An 18,130-nucleotide genomic window follows, 5' to 3' on the forward strand; every position below is an offset into this window, starting at 1 on the left:
CGCGCCCAGAAATTTCGCTACCGTTATCCCAGTTCAGACGCGTTGTTTTGCATAGTGGGACCCGCTGTTGGCATGCTTCCTTACTCATGAGTAGCATCCCTTGTCACAGGTAACACGTCGATGCGATAGAGTGACCCAACCCACACGGGGTGAGTGCATCGAACGGTCGCGGAGGTAATGGTGGGAGTCGAGGTATCCGTCGAGGGACTGACCAAGTCGTTCGGCTCGCAGAGGATCTGGCAGGACGTCACGTTGACCCTTCCCGCCGGTGAGGTCAGTGCGTTGCTCGGGCCGTCGGGTACGGGTAAGTCGGTGTTTCTGAAGTCGCTGATCGGTCTGCTCCGCCCGGAGCAGGGCTCGATCGTGATCGACGGCACCAACATTCTCGAGTGCTCCAGCAAGGAGCTCTACGAGATCCGCAAGCTGTTCGGTGTGCTGTTCCAGGACGGCGCCCTGTTCGGCTCGATGAACCTGTTCGACAACGTGGCGTTCCCGCTGCGCGAGCACACCAAGAAGTCCGAGTCCGAGATCCGCAAGATCGTCATGGAGAAGATGGAGCTCGTCGGCCTGCTCGGGGCCGAGGACAAGCTGCCCGGTGAGATCTCCGGTGGTATGCGCAAGCGTGCCGGCCTGGCCCGCGCCCTGGTGCTGGACCCGCAGATCATCCTGGTCGACGAGCCGGACTCGGGTCTGGATCCGGTGCGTACCACCTACATCTCGCAGACGTTGATCGACATCAACGCCGAGATCGACGCGACGATCCTGATCGTCTCGCACAACATCAATCTCGCGCGCACGGTGCCGGACAACATCGGCATGCTGTTCCGTCGTCATTTGGTGATGTTCGGTCCGCGGGAGGTGCTGCTCACCAGTGAGGAGCCGGTGGTCAAGCAGTTCCTCAACGGCACCATGATCGGTCCGATCGGCATGTCCGAGGAGAAGGACGAGGCCACCATGGCGCAGGAGCAGGCGATGGTCGACGCCGGTCACCACGCCGGTGGTGTCGACGACGTCGAGGGCATCGTCCCGCAGATGAAGGCGACGCCGGGGATGCCGTTCCGGCAGGCGGTCGCCCGCCGGCAGGAACGCGTCCGGCACATCATGCACACCCTGCCGGAGAATGCCCAGATCGCCATCCAGGAAAGTCTCGACGAGACTTCCGGCGGAAACGGCGGCGGCGGCTACGACTACGCATACAGCCAGGAAGACACTCAGGTCATCCCCGCATACCGGGGCGAAGGATACGAAAACACCACTCACGGGCAAGGGTAGGCATATCGGATGGGGGTTACCCGCAGCTCGGTCTTGCGGCCGGTCAACGGTGCGCTGACACAGGCCGGAAACATCGTCGAGCTCTTCGTCGACGTTGCACGAAACACGTTCAAGCGGCCGTTCCAGTTCCGCGAGTTCATCGAACAGGCCTGGTTCATCGCCAGCGTCACGATCCTGCCGACGGCAATGGTCGCGATTCCGTTCGGCGCAGTGGTGTCACTGCAGACCGGATCGCTCATCAAGCAGCTCGGTGCAGAGTCGTTCACGGGAGCGGCCAGCGTGCTCGCCGTCATCCAGCAGGGTTCCCCGCTGGTCACGGCACTACTGGTGGCCGGGGCTGCGGGCTCGGCCGTCACGGCGGATCTCGGTGCGCGGACGATCCGCGAAGAGATCGACGCCATGGAAGTTCTCGGTATCAACCCGATCCAGCGACTCGTCGTGCCTCGGGTGCTTGCCATGGTTCTCGTCGCGATCCTGCTCAACGGCCTCGTGTCCGTGGTCGGTATCGCCGGCGGGTACTTCTTCAACGTCATCCTCCAAGGGGGTAATCCCGGTGCGTACCTGGCATCGTTCTCGGCCTTCGCGCAGCTTCCCGACATCTGGGTCGGTGAGCTCAAGGCGGCCGTCTTCGGTGTCATCGCCGGTGTCATCGCCGCGTACAAGGGGCTCCATCCGAAGGGTGGACCCAAGGGCGTCGGTGACGCAGTGAACCAGTCGGTGGTGATCACGTTCCTGCTGCTGTTCTTCGCGAACCTGATCCTGACCATGGTGTACCTCCAGATCGTTCCGGCGAAGGGATCGTGACCCCATGACAATCGCCAAGGGACGCGGTGACCGGACTCTGATAGCGGCACGCCGAGTCGGTCGTGCGCCGCTCAACGTGCTCGACCGGGCCGGCGAGCAGATGTCGTTCTACGCCAGGGCAATCGCCTGGTCGCCCCACACTCTCGTGCACTACCGCAAGGAAGTGCTCCGGCTGCTCGCCGAGGTCACGTTCGGCAGCGGCGCGCTCGCCGTCATCGGCGGCACCATCGGCGTCATCGCGATGATGTCCGGCTTCACCGGCGTCGTCGTCGGACTGCAGGGTTTCGCCGCGCTCGAACAGCTGGGCAGCTCGGTGCTCACCGGCTTCCTGTCGGCCTACGTCAACACCCGTGAGATCGCGCCGATCGTTGCGGCACTCGCGCTGTCGGCAACCGTCGGTTGTGGTTTCACCGCGCAGCTCGGCGCCATGCGGATCTCGGAAGAGATCGACGCGCTGGAGGTCATGGCGGTGCCGAGTGTGCCGTTCCTCGTCACCACCCGCATGATCGCGGGATTCGTCGCCGTCATCCCGCTGTACATCGTCGGTCTGCTCGCGGCCTACCTCGCGTCCCGCATCATCAGTACCGTGTTCAACGGCCAGTCGACCGGCTCGTACGACCACTACTTCAACTTGTTCCTGCCACCGCAGGACGTCCTCTATTCGTTCGCGAAAGTGCTGGTCTTCGCGTTCGTGCTGATCCTGATCCATTGCTACTACGGCTATCACGCCTCCGGCGGTCCCGCCGGTGTCGGTGTGGCCGTGGGTCGGGCGGTTCGCACCGCGATCGTCACCATCGCCGTTCTCGACTTCTTCCTGAGCCTCGCCATCTGGGGCACGACGACCACAGTGAGGGTGGCCGGATGAGCAACACGACATCTGTTGTGGGCCGACGGGTGCTGGGGCTGGTGTTCTTCCTCGTCCTCGCGTTGTTCCTGGCCTTCACCATCGGCATGTTCAACAAGACGTTCACCAAGGTCGTCAAGATCGACCTCCTCACCGATACCGCCGGAAATGCCCTGCCGCCCAACGCTGACGTGAAGGTCCGTGGCCTCATCGTCGGCGAGGTGCGCTCCGCGTCCTCCCAGGAGGGCGAGGTCACCCTGGCTCTCGCGATCCAGCCGGACAAGGCGCCGCTGATTCCGTCCAACGCGACGGCGCGGTTGCTGCCCAAGACGCTGTTCGGTGAGCGTTATGTGGCGCTGATCGTTCCCGAGGGCGACAACGCTCCGCCGATCCAGGCCGGCGACACGCTGCGTCAGGACAAGAGTGGCAACGCCGTCGAGGTCGGTCAGGTTCTGGACGGTCTGCTGCCGCTGCTGCAGGCGATTCCGCCGCAGGACCTGGCGAACACGCTCGGCGCGCTGTCCCAGGGACTGAGCGGCCGCGGCGCCGAACTCGGCCTGACACTCGACCGTCTCGAGGAGATCTTCGGCGGGCTGAACACCGAACTTCCTGCCATCCAGGAGGATCTGCGCGGTCTGGCGGACTTCTCGCAGACGTATTCCGAGGCGGCACCCGACCTGGTCAACGCCCTCGACAACCTGCGTACCACCGGAAACACCGTGGTGGAGAAGCAGGGCGAGATCTCGACGCTGCTGGCGTCGCTGACCGGAACCGCGTCGAGCACCGCGGACCTCCTGCAGACCAACGCCGAATCGATCGTCAGTATTGCCGCCGATTCGCGTGAGGCGCTGCAGATCCTGGGCCGTTACTCGCCGAGCTTCGGCTGCACGTTCGCGGGCTTCGCGAAATCCGCTCCCGTCGCCCGTGAACTGCTGGCACCGGACGATCCGTACCCGGGAGTGCGTGCCAGCGTGCAGTTCGTCAATCCGAAGGGTCGCTACGTGCCCAACCAGGACGAGCCGCGGCTGCTCGACAACCGCGGACCGGCTTGCTACGACAACGTCACCGCTCCGGGTGGAAAGTTTCCGCAGTACCCGGGCGGGTCGTCCTACAACGACGGCGCCTACCAGGTGCCCTCGCGGAATCCCGGCCCGTCGACCATCGACTTCCTCCCGGCGCCCGCCGGGGTCCCCGATCAGGTCCCGGGGTACGGAGCCGAGGTCACGCCCGCAAGTTACGCGGGTTCGAAGATGGAGCAGGACACGTTGGACGTCGTCTACGGCGAGGCCGGGGGCATGGCGCCGGAGGACGTGCCGAGTTGGACGACACTCGTCGGCGCGCCGACCATGAGGGGGACTGAGGTGAGCTTCAAGTGAGGGGCCTGACCGCACCATTGGTCAAGCTGATCGTGTTCGCCGTGGTCACCATCCTGGCGACCGCTCTGCTGGCCGCCACCATCGCCAACTTCGGTGGCGGCGGTGGCACCAAGTTCAACGCGATCTTCTCGGACGTCACCTCGCTCAACGAGGGCGATGAGGTCCGCATCGCCGGTGTGCGCGTGGGTCAGGTCGAGAAGATCGCGATCCATGACGACCGCGAAGCCGAGGTCCAGTTCACGGTGTCGGAACGGGACTGGCTGCCCGCCAGCACCACCGCGACCATCCGCTTCCGGAACCTCGTGGGGCAGCGCTACATCGCGCTCGAACAGGGCGAGGGCCAGCAAGGGATGAAGATGAGCGGCGGCGACACCATTCCGATGGAGCGGACCAAGCCTGCCGTCAACCTCACCACGCTGTTCGACGGGTTCCGTCCGCTGTTCCAGACCCTCAGCGCCGACGACGTGAACAAGTTGTCGTACCAGATCATCCAGGTGTTCCAGGGTGAGTCGGGAACCATCACGGAACTCGTCAAGAACACGGCAAGCCTCACCAACACGGTCGCCGACAAGGATCGGGTGATCGGTGCGGTGATCAACAACCTCAACGACGTGCTGGCCACGGTGAATCAGCGTGACGATCAACTCGATTCGCTGATAGTCAACACCCAGCAACTCGTCACGGGCCTGGCGAACGAGCGGGGCACCGTCGGCTCGGCGGTGACGTCCCTCGCGGGACTCACCGACGCGACCGCCGACCTGCTCGAACCCACCCGACCGTCCATCCAGGAATCCATCACGTCGCTGAACACGCTGGCGACGACGTTGAACCGTAACTCCGACACGGTCAACAGCGTTCTCCAGACGCTTCCGGTGAAGCTCGAGAAGCTCGGCCGGGCAGCCAGTTACGGATCCTGGTTCCAGTTCTACCTCTGTGGAGTCGACATCGTCGCAGGACCAGGTACCGCGCCCCAACTGAACCTGCCCACGGGCTTGCCCACCGTCAACCAGCCGCTCTATACGAACTCGGCGAAACGGTGCACGCAGGACGGCCTACAGGAGTTGCAGACACGATGAGCAGACGTCGCAGCCCGGCAGTGGCTGGTGCCCTCGGCATTCTCGTGGTGCTGTTGGCCACCCTGTCGGCTTTCTTCCTCGATTCGCTGCCGTTCATCGGCGCCGGATCCACCTATCACGCCGAATTCACCGAGGCGGCGGGGCTCAAGCCCTCCAACGAGGTCCGGATCGCCGGCGTGAAGGTCGGCAAGGTCACGTCCGTCGAACTCGACGGCGACCATGTGGACGTCGCCTTCAAGGTGTCGGATGCGTGGGTCGGCAACGAGACGTCGGCGTCCATCCAGATCAAGACGATCCTGGGCCAGAAGTACCTGGCCCTCGACCCCCGCGGCTCGGACACGTTGAATCCGAGCGACGTGATCCCGTTGGACCGCACCACGTCTCCGTACGACGTGATCGAGGCGTTCTCGGCCGCCGCACAGACGGTGGGTGACATCGACTCCGATCAGCTCGCGCAGAGCATGGTCACGCTGTCGCAGGCGTTCGAGGGAACTCCCACAGAGATCCGTGCCTCCCTCGACGGTGTCAGCAGGCTGTCTCAGACCATCGCCAGCCGCGATCAGGAGTTGCAGAAGTTGTTCGACGCGACGGGCAAGACCACCAAGGTCCTCGCCGACCGCAACGCCGAATTCAACCGGTTGATCAGCGACGCCGGTCTGCTGCTCGGTGAGCTCAACAGCCGTCAGCAGTCGATTTCCCAGCTGCTCACCGGAACTCAGCGGCTGTCGCAGCAGTTGACCGGACTCGTGCGCGACAACGAGGCCGCCATCGGTCCCGCGCTCGAACAACTCGACGGTGTCGTCGAGATCCTCAAGGCCAATAACGAGAACCTGGACAAGGCGATGAAACTGTACGAACCGTTCGTCCGCCTGTACACGAACGTGGTCGGTAACGGTCGCTGGTTCGACCAGGTCGTGGTGAACCTCCTGCCGCCGGGTCTGCCCGACATTCCCGGTCCGCGCGATCCCGTCCGCACGTTGGGGGGTAACTGATGGCAGACGTCGATAATGGAGCCGAGCGCGGAGGACGCGGCACGATCGCCCTCATCGCGGGAATCGTCATCGTCGCGCTGGTGATCGCCGGCGCCCTGTGGTGGGTGTTCACCCGCGCAGGCACCACGAAAATCACCGCGTACTTCGACAAGTCGGTGGGCATCTACGAGGGTTCCGATGTGCGGATCCTCGGTGTGAAGGTCGGATCCGTCGACGGTGTCGAACCGCAGGGCGACCAGGTGAAGGTCGACCTGCGCGTCGATCGTGGCGTCGACATCCCCGCCGACGCGAAGGCCGCGCAGGTCACGCCGTCGGTGGTGTCCGACCGCTACATCCAGCTCGCGCCTGCCTACACGGGCGGCGACAAGATGCAGAGCGGCGCCGTGATCTCGCGTGACCGCACGGCCACCCCCGTCGAGGTGGATGAGCTGTACGCGAGCATCGAGAAGCTGTCCACCGCCCTCGGCCCGGACGGGGCGAACAAGGAAGGCGCGTTGTCACAGTTCGTCGAGACCGGCGCGGCCAACCTCGACGGTAACGGAGAGGCGCTGGGGCAGAGCATCAATCAGTTGTCCGACGCCGCCCGCACGCTCAACGAGAGCCGCGGCGATCTGTTCGACACCGTCAAGAACCTCCAGGTGTTCGTGGGTGCATTGGCGGCCAACGATCAGCAGGTCCGCGACTTCAACTCCCAGCTGTCCGACCTGTCGGGATTCCTTGCGGGGGAGCGGGAGAACCTCGGTGCCGCCCTGAACCAGCTGGCGATCGCCCTGGGTGACGTCTCGAAGTTCGTGGCCGACAACCGGGAGATCCTCGCCGAGAACGTGGACGATCTGGTTCCGGTGACGCAGACCCTCGCGGACAACCGCGAGTCGCTGGTCAATTCGCTGACCCTGCTTCCGCTGGCGATCAGCAACCTGGCCAACTCCTACGACGCGGAGTCCGGCAACCTGGCCTCGCGCCTGGCGCTCCCGGATCTGCAGGACCCGGCCGGCGTCGCGTGCAAGTTGATCGACCTCGGCAAGCTGGTCCCCGGCGATCCGCGCTTCGAGCAACTCGGGCGTCAGATGCAGCCGCTGATCGACAACTGCGCCAACATCACGTCGCAGATCACGCAATCGGCGAAGACGCCGTCGCTCGTGCTTCCCTTCGGGATCATGAGTGCGGACAACATTCAGCGGACGGTCACGCCCGGCACGGTGCCGGGTGTCGTGTCGCCGCGATTCGAAGGCGCAACGGGTGGTGAGGGCGAATGAAGCGGTCGGTAATCCTCGGCGCCGGTGCGTGCGCCGTCGCCATCGCAGTGACGTCCTGCTCGTCGGAGGGAATCTACGGAGTTCCGCTGCCGGGCGGTCCGGATATCGGTGACCACCCGATGCACCTGACGATTCAGTTCGACGACGTCCTTGACCTCGTCCCGCAGTCCGCGGTCAAGGTCGACGGTGTTCCGGTGGGCCGGGTCGAAACGATCAAGGTGGCGCCGGACGGCTGGACGGCGGATGTGGAGGTCGTCCTCGACTCGTCCGTCGATCTCGCGGCCAACGCGGTCGCCGCCATCGAGCAGACCAACCTGCTCGGCGAGAAGTTCGTGCAGCTGTCCGAACCGCCGGAAGACAAGGATCCCGCGCGGCTCGAGGACGGCGACACGATCTCGCTCGATCGCACCCGGCACGCCACGGAGATCGAGCAGGTACTCGGCGCGCTGTCACTGCTGCTCAACGGCGGCGGCGTCGGCCAGTTGCAGCCGATCGTGCACGAACTGACCACCGCACTCGACGGGCGTGAGGATCGTGTCCGGGGACTTCTCGAGCAGGCGAACACGCTCATCGACGGTCTCAACCAGCAGCGCGACGACATCACCCGCGCCCTGGACGGCCTCGACGCCCTGACCACCCGGGTGAACGAACAGAACGAGAAGATCGGGCTCATCCTCGACCAGCTCCCGATCGCCGCCGAAGTGCTCAACGAGCAGCGTCCGCAGCTCACCCAGATGCTCACGCAACTGGACCGGCTCGGCACCGTCGGCACGGACGTGATCAACCGGTCGAAGAACGATCTGATCGCGGACCTCCTCGCGCTGCGGCCGACGCTGAAGGCGCTCGCCGAGTCCGGCGACGACCTGCCCAATTCGCTGGCGTTCATCCCGACCGTTCCGTTCCCGGACGGCGTCGAGAAGATCGCGCTCGGCGGATCGGTCAACCTGTTCCTCACGGTCGACCTGCAGATCGGCGATGCGCTCAGCGCCCTCGGCGTCGGTCAGGGCGATCCGGTGTACGTGCCGCCGAAGTTCGGTGAGCCCAAGCCGATCGTCGATCCCTCGAACCCGTACTACAACGGCAACGGACCCAAGCCGGGATGGCCGACGGTGTCGCTGCTGCCGATTCCGCCGATCATCCCCGCCCCGACGGGCCTGCGGATCCCGGGTCTCCCCGGCACCGCGCCTGCGGCAGGCAACGGTGGCGCAGGGAACGGCACGACGGACGGCGCAGCGCCGTCGCCGCAGAACCCGCTCGGGGGACTGCTGGAGCAGTTCGGAATAGGGGGTGGACAGTGAGGTCACGACTGGTCAGGATCCAGCTCGTCGCGTTCGCCATCGTGGCGATGCTCGGGCTGGTCTACGTCGGCGCCAAGTACGTCCGCCTCGACAACCTGCTCGGGTTCGGTGAGTACGACGTGAACGCGCAGTTCAAGGACTCCGGCGGCATCTTCACCAATGCCGAGGTCACGTACCGCGGAGTTCCCGTCGGCCGTGTCGGCGACCTGTCCCTGACCGCGGACGGAATCAATGTCGAGTTGAAGATCTCCTCGGGTGGGCCCGACATCCCGGCGTCTGCCAAGGCCGTCGTCGCCAACCGATCCGCGATCGGTGAGCAGTACGTGGACCTTCAGCCCGACAGTGACCAGGGGCCGTTCCTCGAACAGGGCTCGGTGATCACCGAGGCCGACACGTCGACACCGGTTCCGGTCGAGCAGGTGCTGATGGCTACCGACGGTCTGGTCCGGTCGGTTCCGGTCGATTCGCTGCGCACGGTCGTCACCCAGCTGGGGACGGCATTCAACGGCAAGGGCGAGGATCTGCAGACACTCGCGGATTCTCTGTCGACGCTGACGAAGGACGGACTCGACGTTCTCCCGCAAACGCTGGCCCTCATCCGGGACAGCCAGACGGTGCTGGCGACGCAGTCCGATCAGTCCTCCGCGATCGTCCAGTTCAGTTCGGACCTCGACGCGGTTGCGGCGCAGCTGCGGACCAGCGACCCCGATCTCCGCGCGATCATCGACAAGGGAATTCCGGCGAGCGACGAGATCGGTCTGCTGGTGAACCAGATCGGTCCGAGTCTCACCACCGACCTGACGAACCTCGCCGCGGTCGGCGACAAGCTGGCTCCGCAGGCGATCGCGCTGCGGCCGATCCTGATGTTCCTCCCTGCCATCGCGGCGTCCGCGTCGACCGTGGCCCCCGGCGACGGCACGGTGCATCAGGGCATCGTCCTGGAAACCAACAATCCGCCGCCGTGCACACTCGGTTACGAAGGGACACAGGAGATCCTGGCGGAGATGAAGCGGCAGGACCCGAACTTCGACGACACCCAGCAGGACTTCCCGTACAACACGAAGGCCAACTGCGACGCTCCCCAGGGAAGCGTGACGGGTGTGCGAAGTGCAGACCGCATCGTGTTCGCCGATCCGGACACGATCCAGCCGTGGGACTTCAAGCCGAAGGTCATGCCTGACACTCTCAACTTGAATCCCATCGCAACGCAGCTCGCGCCGCTCCTCGGGGTTACTCCCAAGTAGCATTCGGTCCCGACCGAGGGCGAGTAGAAGAAAACAATCAGTAGGGTATTGGTGTGACGCGAATTACCACGCCCCCGGAGTCGGGACAATCGACTCCGGGGAAGGACAGAACTCTGAAGGCCTCGTTTGCTGCGGTGACCGCACTGGTGGTGATCGCGGTTGTCGCAGCCGGATGGTTTGGCTTCGGGTGGGCGCGCGCTCTCTTCGTGGACAAGCCGATCGCCGACGCACGCGATTCCGCGTTGACAGGCGCACAGCAGGCCGCGATCAACCTCAACTCGGTCGATTCGAAAGACCTCGACGGATCCTTCGAGAACATGAAGTCGTCGATCACGGGCGACAAGATGAACCAGGACCTCCAGGCGACGATGGACGGGTTCACCGACCAGATGCGTCAATCGGGTGCGGCGAGCAAGGCCGAGCTGATCCAGGGCACACTCACGGAACTGAACACCGACGACGGCACCGCGAAGGCGCTGGTCGTCGTGGCAGTCACCACCACGTGGCCCGACCGCTTCGACAAGGCCAAGGTGACGATGCGGATGGACGTCCAGGACGTGGACGGGGTCTGGAAGGCCTCGTCGGTCGAACCGGTGGGCGGGCGTATTCCGCTCGAGAGCGGTCCCGTGCCCGCCGACGGCGCTGCCCCCGCCCCTGCCCCTGCCGAACCGGCTCCCGCCGAGCAGGCGCCGGCCGAACAGGCTCCCGAAGGCGACAGCGGCGGTCAGTAGTCCTGATGTGCCGCGGCGGCGTGTCGCTGCGGTGTCCACGTCGACGACAGCTCGTCGTGCAATGAGAAAGTGGTGAACTATGCCCCCCAAGCGCCGAAACAACGTGCCGGACAGCGCTGCAAAGGGCAGGCGTCCGCGCGTGGCGGGAACCCGTCAGGCAGCGTCCAAGCCGCCTCGATCGGAAACCCCGGTCACTGAGACGGAGCCGGTGACGACGACGGAACCGGCGAAGAAGACGGAACCGGTGGCGAAGGCCGAGGCCGCGACGACCGCAGCAGCAGCAGTCTCCTCGACCACGTCCGACGAGACGGCGAAGACCCCCGACACGGACACGACTGTGTCGTTGGCCAAGCCGGTGTCGACGGCGAAGGCCGCGTCGGCGGGAAAGGCGAAGGTGCCCAACCTTCAACCGCGCATCAGCAAGCAGCAGGCCCCCGCCGCCGAGACCGCGGCGGCCGACAGCGGGTCCAGTCGGATCACCTGGAAGCTCGTCGGGATCCTCGGAGCTGTGGCGGTGGTGCTCGGGGTGTTCGCGGTGGTCGCGGCTTTCAAGCCCGGCGCAGACATCACGAACACCGCCTGGGTCGACGAAGGTGCCACCGCCGAGGTGACCAAGGCGGGAACCGAGGCGATCGAGACGTTGTACACGTACAGCTACCAAACGATCGATCAGGACTTCGAGAAGGCGCGCGGCTACCTCGACGACGCCAAGCGTGACGAGTTCGATTCGACCGCCGACACCACCAAGCAGGCGGCCATCCAGACCAAGACGGCCACCCAGGCCTCCGTCACCGACATCGGGGTCACGATGCTCGACGGCGACCGCGCCGAGTTGCTCGCGCACATGAACGTCAGCGCCACCGGTGACGCCGTGGCTCAGGGCAGTGCTGCGACCCCGTTGTCGATCAAGATGGAGAAGATCGACGGCAAGTGGGTGCTGTCCGACATCTCCGACAGCGAGGGCTGATCTGCCACCCGGAAAGAATTGAGCCGGAACGGGATCCGTGTGCTCCGGAATGGGTGGGCGTTGAATTGCCCTCTCCGGCTGAGTGAACCGATTCCCATCCGATCGTCTTCACGATTGGATGGGAATCTGTTGTTGCGGTGACGATTTCGGATCCTCCGGTGAACCGGGGGTAGGTGCCTTCCGCGCCAGGAATCCCGGCGCCCACCAGTTTGCCTCACCCATCAGCTTCACCAGGGCGGGCACCAGCATCATGCGGATGACGGTGGCGTCGATGACCAGCGCGACGATCATGCCGAGCCCGATGAATCGCATCATCGTCAGTTCCGAGAGCGTGAACGCGCCGGTGACGACGATCAGCAGCGCGGCGGCCGCCGTCACGATGCGTCCCGTATGTGCGGTGCCGATCCGCACGGCCTCTTCGGTCGACGCACCGTTGTCGTGGGCCTCGACCATCCGTGACATCAGGAAGATCTCGTAGTCGGTGGAGAGCCCGAACACCACTGCGATGATGAGGACGACCATCGTGGCGGGCAGCGGCCCCGGCGTCACACCGAGAAATTCCGCACCGTGACCGTCCTCGAAGATCCACGTGAGCACACCGAACGAAGCGGCGAGGCTCAGGGTGGCCATCGCGATCGCCTTCAGGGGCAGCACCACCGACCGGAACGCCAGCAGCATCAGCACGAAGGTGACGGCCACCATGATCCCGATCATCCACGGCAGTCCCGCGGCCATCGCGTCCAGTCCGTCGGCGGTCAGGGCGTTCAACCCGCCCAGCATCTTCTCGGTGCCCTCCGGGGGCGGGAGGTCGCGCAGTGCGGCGGCGGTCGCCATGGCCCCCGTGGTGCGGTCGGCGTCGTCGAAGATGGCTCGGATGGCGACGAACGTGTCGGTCGCGCCGACCGGGACCACCCGCTGGACGCCGTCGACCGCGGCCGTCGCCCGGAAGAACTCCGCCGTTGCGGCCGGCGGCGGTGCCTTGCCGTCGCTGCCCTGCAGGACCAGCGTCGCCCCGTTGTTGGCGAGTGGAAAGTCGGTGGCGAGATCCTGGACAGCGAGCCGGAGCGGGTGAGCCGCGGGCAGTCCGGTGTGGTCGAGATCACCCAGCGACGCGCCTGTGAGCGGCGCGGCGAGCACGAGCAACCCCGCGACGATGGCCGTCGCGATCGGGACGGGTCGCCGCATGACGCGGGCGGCGACGCCGCCCCAGAACCGGTGCGCCCGGTCTTCGCCGCGTTCGACCACACCCGGTCGCCACGTCAGCGAGTTGATGCGCGGCCCGAGCAGCGCGAGTGCCGCGGGCAGCGCGGACAGCGACAGCACGGCGGCGATCCCGATGGCTGCCATCCCGCCGTAGGCGAACGACCGGACGATGGCCTGGGGGAACACGAGCATGCCCACGAAACCGCACACGAGGAGGAGAGCGGAGAATCCCACGGTCCGGCCGGCCGTGGCGAGGGTCCGGCGGACGGCGTCGTCGGTGCGGGAGCCGGACCGCAGCTCCTCGCGGAACCGGGTGACCACGAACAATCCGTAGTCGATGGACATGCCGAGCCCGACGAGGCTCGCGATGTTCACCGAGAATGCGCTGACCTCGGTGAAGTACGAGATCACGCGCAGGGCGCCGAGGGCGCCGAGGATCGCGAGGCCGCCGACGCACAGCGGGACGGCCGCGCCGACGAGGCCGCCGAAGATGACGAGCAGAAGAAGCAGCAGAAGCGGGAACGAGACCGCCTCGGCTCGCAGCAGATCACTCTCGGACACCTCGTTGAAGGCGTTGGCGGCCGCGCTGAAGCCGCTGAACTCCGCATCCGTGCCGTCGATGACCAGCAGGGGTCCGAGATCGTTGTACGCCGCGATGCGAGTGTTCTCGTCGCCGCTCAGCGACAGCACCACCAGTCCCTCGGTGCCGTCGGTGGACCTCAGGAACTCCTTCGCCTGCGGCGGCGCCGACCAGTACGACAGGGAAGTGCTGGCGAGCATGCCGGGGTCGATCTGCGCGAGGTGGGCGGCCACCTCGGGCCCGAGGTCGTCGATCGTCGAACCCGGACGTGCGTGGTAGGCGACCGCCAGATCGGGGGTCTGCCGTCCGAACGTCCCCTCGATCAGGCGCTCGACGCCCGCGGACTCGCTGCCCGGATCGGTGTACCCGCCGAGGCTCAGCCGGTCGAACACGCCCGATCCCCACGCCCCACCGAGCAGCACCAGCAGCACCGTGGCGGCGAGTACCAGCTTCGGACGGGCGACGACGAACGAACTCCAGCGCGTCACGGCTCTGCTTCCCTCGCGAAATCGACGGCGATCGCGTGCGCATATTGTTCACCGCCCGTCAGCGGCTGGGAAGGGGCGGCGGGAACAGTCCCCGGGCCTCGCGAAACGACGCGACACGCCCCCTAACTCTTGACGCCGCGATGATCACGCGTCACTCTGATGCGTGAACATGCGCAGTGACGCGTGGCCAAGCGCCCGGCTGGGTGCTGTTTCGGGTGCCCGACTCGACATCTACTGAGTTTGGGTGTACTTTTGGACGTTGCGCTGGCTGCCTCCTGTCCACCCCTCGTCCGCACCGCTGCGAAGTGATTCACTCTTCAGCAACTGTGACGAGTTTCGTTCGGGTTGTGACCAGCGAAATTCGAAGCAGATACAGCGGCGGTCGCAACAGCAAGAGCGGCCCGCGTGAGGTGCTGGAAGGACGCATCTTGGCAGTCTCTAGCCAGACCAAGGCAGTTTCCGGAATCCCCGGAGCCCCGAAGAGGGTTTCGTTCGCAAAGATTCGCGAACCCCTCGAAGTTCCCGGGCTTCTTGATGTACAAACCGATTCGTTCGAGTGGTTGATCGGTGCGCAGAGCTGGCGCGAACGCGCCGCCGCTCGTGGCGACAGCGCAATCTCCGGCGGTCTCGAGGACATTCTCGCGGAGCTTTCCCCGATCGAGGATTTCTCGGGCTCGATGTCTCTGTCCTTCTCGGACCCGCGCTTCGACGAGGTGAAGGCCTCGACGGACGAGTGCAAAGACAAAGACATGACCTACGCGGCGCCGTTGTTCGTCACCGCGGAGTTCATCAACAACAACACCGGTGAGATCAAGAGCCAGACGGTCTTCATGGGCGACTTCCCGATGATGACCGACAAGGGCACGTTCATCATCAACGGCACCGAGCGTGTCGTGGTCTCGCAGCTGGTGCGTTCCCCCGGCGTCTACTTCGACCACTCCGTCGACAAGGGCACCGAGAAGGACCTGCACAGCGTCAAGGTCATCCCGGGACGTGGTGCATGGCTCGAGTTCGACGTGGACAAGCGCGACACGGTCGGCGTTCGCATCGACCGCAAGCGCCGCCAGCCCGTCACCGTGCTGCTGAAGGCCCTCGGCTGGACCACCGAGCAGATCACCGAGCGCTTCGGCTTCTCGGAGATCCTCATGGCGACGCTCGAGAAGGACAACACCGCCGGCACCGACGAGGCGCTGCTCGACATCTACCGCAAGCTGCGTCCGGGCGAGCCGCCGACCAAGGAGAGTGCGCAGACGCTCCTGGAGAACCTGTTCTTCAAGGACAAGCGCTACGACCTGGCTCGCGTGGGTCGCTACAAGATCAACAAGAAGCTGGGCCTGAACCTGGGACAGCCGATCGTCGCGTCGACCCTCACCGAGGAAGACATCGTCGCCACCATCGAGTACCTGGTGCGCCTGCACGCCGGTGACACCGAGATGACCGCCCCCGGCGGCAGTGCGGTGCCCGTCGAGGTCGACGACATCGACCACTTCGGTAACCGTCGTCTGCGCACGGTCGGCGAGCTCATCCAGAACCAGATCCGCGTGGGCCTGTCCCGCATGGAGCGCGTGGTTCGTGAGCGCATGACCACCCAGGACGTCGAGGCGATCACGCCGCAGACGCTGATCAACATCCGGCCCGTCGTGGCTGCGATCAAGGAGTTCTTCGGAACCTCCCAGCTGTCGCAGTTCATGGACCAGAACAACCCGCTGTCGGGGCTGACGCACAAGCGTCGTCTGTCCGCCCTCGGCCCGGGTGGTCTGTCCCGTGAGCGCGCCGGCCTGGAGGTGCGAGACGTTCACCCGTCGCACTACGGCCGCATGTGCCCGATCGAGACCCCTGAGGGTCCGAACATCGGTCTGATCGGTTCGCTGTCGGTGTACGCACGGGTCAACCCGTTCGGCTTCATCGAGACGCCGTACCGCAAGGTCGAGAACGGCCAGGTCACCGACCAGGTCGACTACCTGACCGCGGACGAAGAGGACCGCCACGTCGTCGCCCAGGCCAACTCGGCCCTCGACGCCAACGGTCACTTCACGGACGATCGCATTCTGGTCCGTCGTAAGGGTGGCGAGGTCGAGTTCGTCTCGTCCGCCGAGATCGACTACATGGACGTCTCGCCGCGACAGATGGTGTCCGTCGCGACCGCGATGATTCCGTTCCTCGAGCACGACGACGCCAACCGTGCCCTGATGGGTGCGAACATGCAGCGTCAGGCGGTGCCGCTCGTCCGTAGCGAAGCTCCGCTGGTCGGTACCGGCATGGAACTGCGTGCCGCCGTCGACGCGGGCGACGTCATCGTCACCGAGAAGACCGGTGTCGTGGAAGAGGTCTCCGCCGACTACGTCACGGTCATGGCCGACGACGGAAGCCGCAAGACCTACCGGATGCGCAAGTTCGCGCGTTCGAACCAGGGCACCTGCGCCAACCAGCGTCCGATCGTGGACGAGGGACAGCGTGTCGAGTTCGGACAGGTCCTCGCCGACGGCCCCTGCACCGAGAACGGTGAGATGGCGCTCGGCAAGAACCTGCTCGTCGCGATCATGCCGTGGGAAGGCCACAACTACGAGGACGCGATCATTCTGTCGCAGCGCCTCGTGGAAGAGGACGTCCTGACCTCGATCCACATCGAGGAGCACGAGATCGATGCCCGCGACACCAAGCTCGGTGCCGAGGAGATCACTCGCGACATCCCGAACGTCTCCGACGAGGTCCTCGCCGACCTCGACGAGCGCGGCATCATCCGTATCGGTGCCGAGGTTCGTGACGGCGACGTGCTGGTCGGAAAGGTCACGCCGAAGGGCGAGACCGAGCTGACCCCCGAGGAGCGCCTGCTGCGCGCCATCTTCGGTGAGAAGGCTCGCGAGGTTCGCGACACGTCGCTGAAGGTCCCCCACGGTGAGACCGGCAAGGTTATCGGCATCCGCGTGTTCTCGCGCGACGACGACGACGATCTGCCCCCCGGTGTCAACGAGCTGGTCCGCGTCTACGTGGCACAGAAGCGCAAGATCCAGGACGGCGACAAGCTCGCCGGCCGCCACGGCAACAAGGGCGTCATCGGCAAGATCCTCCCGCAGGAGGACATGCCGTTCCTGCCCGACGGCACTCCGGTCGACATCATTCTGAACACCCACGGTGTTCCGCGTCGTATGAACATCGGTCAGATCTTGGAGACCCACCTCGGGTGGATCGGCAAGACCGGCTGGAACGTTCAGATCGCCGGCGACGGCTCCCGTCCCGATTGGGCGGAGCAGCTGCCGGAGGAGATGCTGTCTGCACCTGCCGACTCCAACATCGCCACCCCGGTGTTCGACGGTGCCAAGGAAGACGAGCTCACCGGTCTCCTCGGTTCGACGCTGCCGAACCGCGACGGTGAGGTCATGGTCGCGTCCGACGGAAAGGCCACGTTGTTCGACGGTCGTTCCGGCGAGCCGTTCCCGTACCCGGTCTCGGTCGGCTACATGTACATCATCAAGCTGCACCACCTGGTCGACGACAAGATCCACGCTCGTTCGACCGGTCCGTACTCGATGATCACCCAGCAGCCGCTCGGCGGTAAGGCCCAGTTCGGTGGCCAGCGCTTCGGTGAGATGGAGTGCTGGGCGATGCAGGCCTACGGCGCGGCATACACGCTGCAGGAGCTGCTCACCATCAAGTCGGACGACGTGGTGGGTCGAGTCAAGGTGTACGAGGCCATCGTCAAGGGCGAGAACATCCCCGAGCCGGGCATCCCCGAGTCGTTCAAGGTGCTCCTGAAGGAGCTCCAGTCGCTCTGCCTCAACGTGGAGGTGCTGTCCTCGGACGGCGCGGCCATCGCGATGGCGGACGGCGACGACGAGGACCTGGAGCGGGCCGCAGCGAACCTGGGCATCAACTTGTCCCGGAACGAAGCGGCGACGGTCGACGACCTCGCGAACTAGGTTTCGGTCCCCGGGTCCTGAGAAATCAGGATCCGGGGGCGTAGTTCACATTTGAATTGGCAGTCAGGAATCGGCGGGCGAC

Annotated in this window: 13 protein-coding genes; 12 read left to right on the top strand and 1 reads right to left on the bottom strand. The window is 65.5% G+C overall.

All coding sequences use genetic code 11. The annotated features are described in order from the left end of the window. Positions 1 to 177: 177 nt before the first annotated feature. The 11 genes from JVH1_RS27415 to JVH1_RS27465 all read left to right on the top strand — a co-directional run bounded on the left by JVH1_RS27415 (position 178) and on the right by JVH1_RS27465 (position 11,860). The gene (locus JVH1_RS27415) at positions 178 to 1,272 is read left to right on the top strand and encodes an ABC transporter ATP-binding protein (RefSeq protein ID WP_005258257.1); all 1,095 of its coding nucleotides are present in this window, start codon (positions 178 to 180) and stop codon (positions 1,270 to 1,272) included. A 9-nt stretch (positions 1,273 to 1,281) separates the two neighbouring features. Further along, positions 1,282 to 2,076 (top strand): ABC transporter permease, encoded by a 795-nt coding sequence (locus JVH1_RS27420; RefSeq protein WP_005252107.1) that lies wholly within the window; start codon positions 1,282 to 1,284, stop codon positions 2,074 to 2,076. 4 nt (positions 2,077 to 2,080) lie between these two features. Beyond that, complete coding sequence (locus JVH1_RS27425; protein ID WP_009474663.1) at positions 2,081 to 2,941, top strand: ABC transporter permease; 861 nt, start codon at positions 2,081 to 2,083, stop codon at positions 2,939 to 2,941. Continuing rightward, a complete protein-coding gene (locus tag JVH1_RS27430) occupies positions 2,938 to 4,296 on the top strand; it encodes an MCE family protein (protein WP_043778792.1) in 1,359 nt (452 codons plus the stop codon). The genes JVH1_RS27425 and JVH1_RS27430 overlap by 4 nt, the downstream gene beginning before the upstream one ends. Next, entirely contained in the window at positions 4,293 to 5,372 is a 1,080-nt protein-coding gene (locus tag JVH1_RS27435; RefSeq protein ID WP_011594862.1) for an MCE family protein, read from the top strand. The genes JVH1_RS27430 and JVH1_RS27435 overlap by 4 nt, the downstream gene beginning before the upstream one ends. Then, positions 5,369 to 6,364 (top strand): MCE family protein, encoded by a 996-nt coding sequence (locus JVH1_RS27440; RefSeq protein WP_005564073.1) that lies wholly within the window; start codon positions 5,369 to 5,371, stop codon positions 6,362 to 6,364. Before JVH1_RS27435 ends, JVH1_RS27440 begins: the two co-directional genes overlap by 4 nt. Next, positions 6,364 to 7,620 (top strand): MCE family protein, encoded by a 1,257-nt coding sequence (locus JVH1_RS27445; RefSeq protein ID WP_011594860.1) that lies wholly within the window; start codon positions 6,364 to 6,366, stop codon positions 7,618 to 7,620. The genes JVH1_RS27440 and JVH1_RS27445 overlap by 1 nt, the downstream gene beginning before the upstream one ends. Further along, positions 7,617 to 8,918: an MCE family protein gene (locus tag JVH1_RS27450; protein ID WP_011594859.1), complete on the top strand. Its 1,302-nt coding sequence runs from the start codon at positions 7,617 to 7,619 to the stop codon at positions 8,916 to 8,918. The genes JVH1_RS27445 and JVH1_RS27450 overlap by 4 nt, the downstream gene beginning before the upstream one ends. Continuing rightward, positions 8,915 to 10,162, top strand: a complete 1,248-nt coding sequence (locus JVH1_RS27455; RefSeq protein ID WP_011594858.1) for an MCE family protein — start codon at positions 8,915 to 8,917, stop codon at positions 10,160 to 10,162. The genes JVH1_RS27450 and JVH1_RS27455 overlap by 4 nt, the downstream gene beginning before the upstream one ends. 134 nt (positions 10,163 to 10,296) lie before the next feature. Continuing rightward, positions 10,297 to 10,893 carry a hypothetical protein gene (locus JVH1_RS27460; protein WP_009474662.1) on the top strand — a complete coding sequence of 199 codons (597 nt, stop codon included), beginning with the start codon at positions 10,297 to 10,299 and terminating at the stop codon, positions 10,891 to 10,893. Between the two features lie 79 nt (positions 10,894 to 10,972). Continuing rightward, positions 10,973 to 11,860 (top strand): hypothetical protein, encoded by an 888-nt coding sequence (locus tag JVH1_RS27465; RefSeq protein ID WP_043778787.1) that lies wholly within the window; start codon positions 10,973 to 10,975, stop codon positions 11,858 to 11,860. Positions 11,861 to 11,968: 108 nt separating this feature from the next. Here JVH1_RS27465 and JVH1_RS27470 read toward each other — a convergent pair whose 3' ends face one another. Then, positions 11,969 to 14,131: an MMPL family transporter gene (locus JVH1_RS27470; RefSeq protein WP_009474660.1), complete on the bottom strand. Its 2,163-nt coding sequence runs from the start codon at positions 14,129 to 14,131 to the stop codon at positions 11,969 to 11,971. Positions 14,132 to 14,541: 410 nt separating this feature from the next. Between JVH1_RS27470 and JVH1_RS27475 the strand changes: the two genes are divergently transcribed. Continuing rightward, entirely contained in the window at positions 14,542 to 18,048 is a 3,507-nt protein-coding gene (locus JVH1_RS27475; protein ID WP_011594854.1) for a DNA-directed RNA polymerase subunit beta, read from the top strand. The last annotated feature ends 82 nt before the right edge of the window (positions 18,049 to 18,130 follow it).

This window comes from Rhodococcus sp. JVH1 (genome assembly GCF_000280725.2).
Classification (GTDB): domain Bacteria; phylum Actinomycetota; class Actinomycetes; order Mycobacteriales; family Mycobacteriaceae; genus Rhodococcus_F; species Rhodococcus_F jostii_A.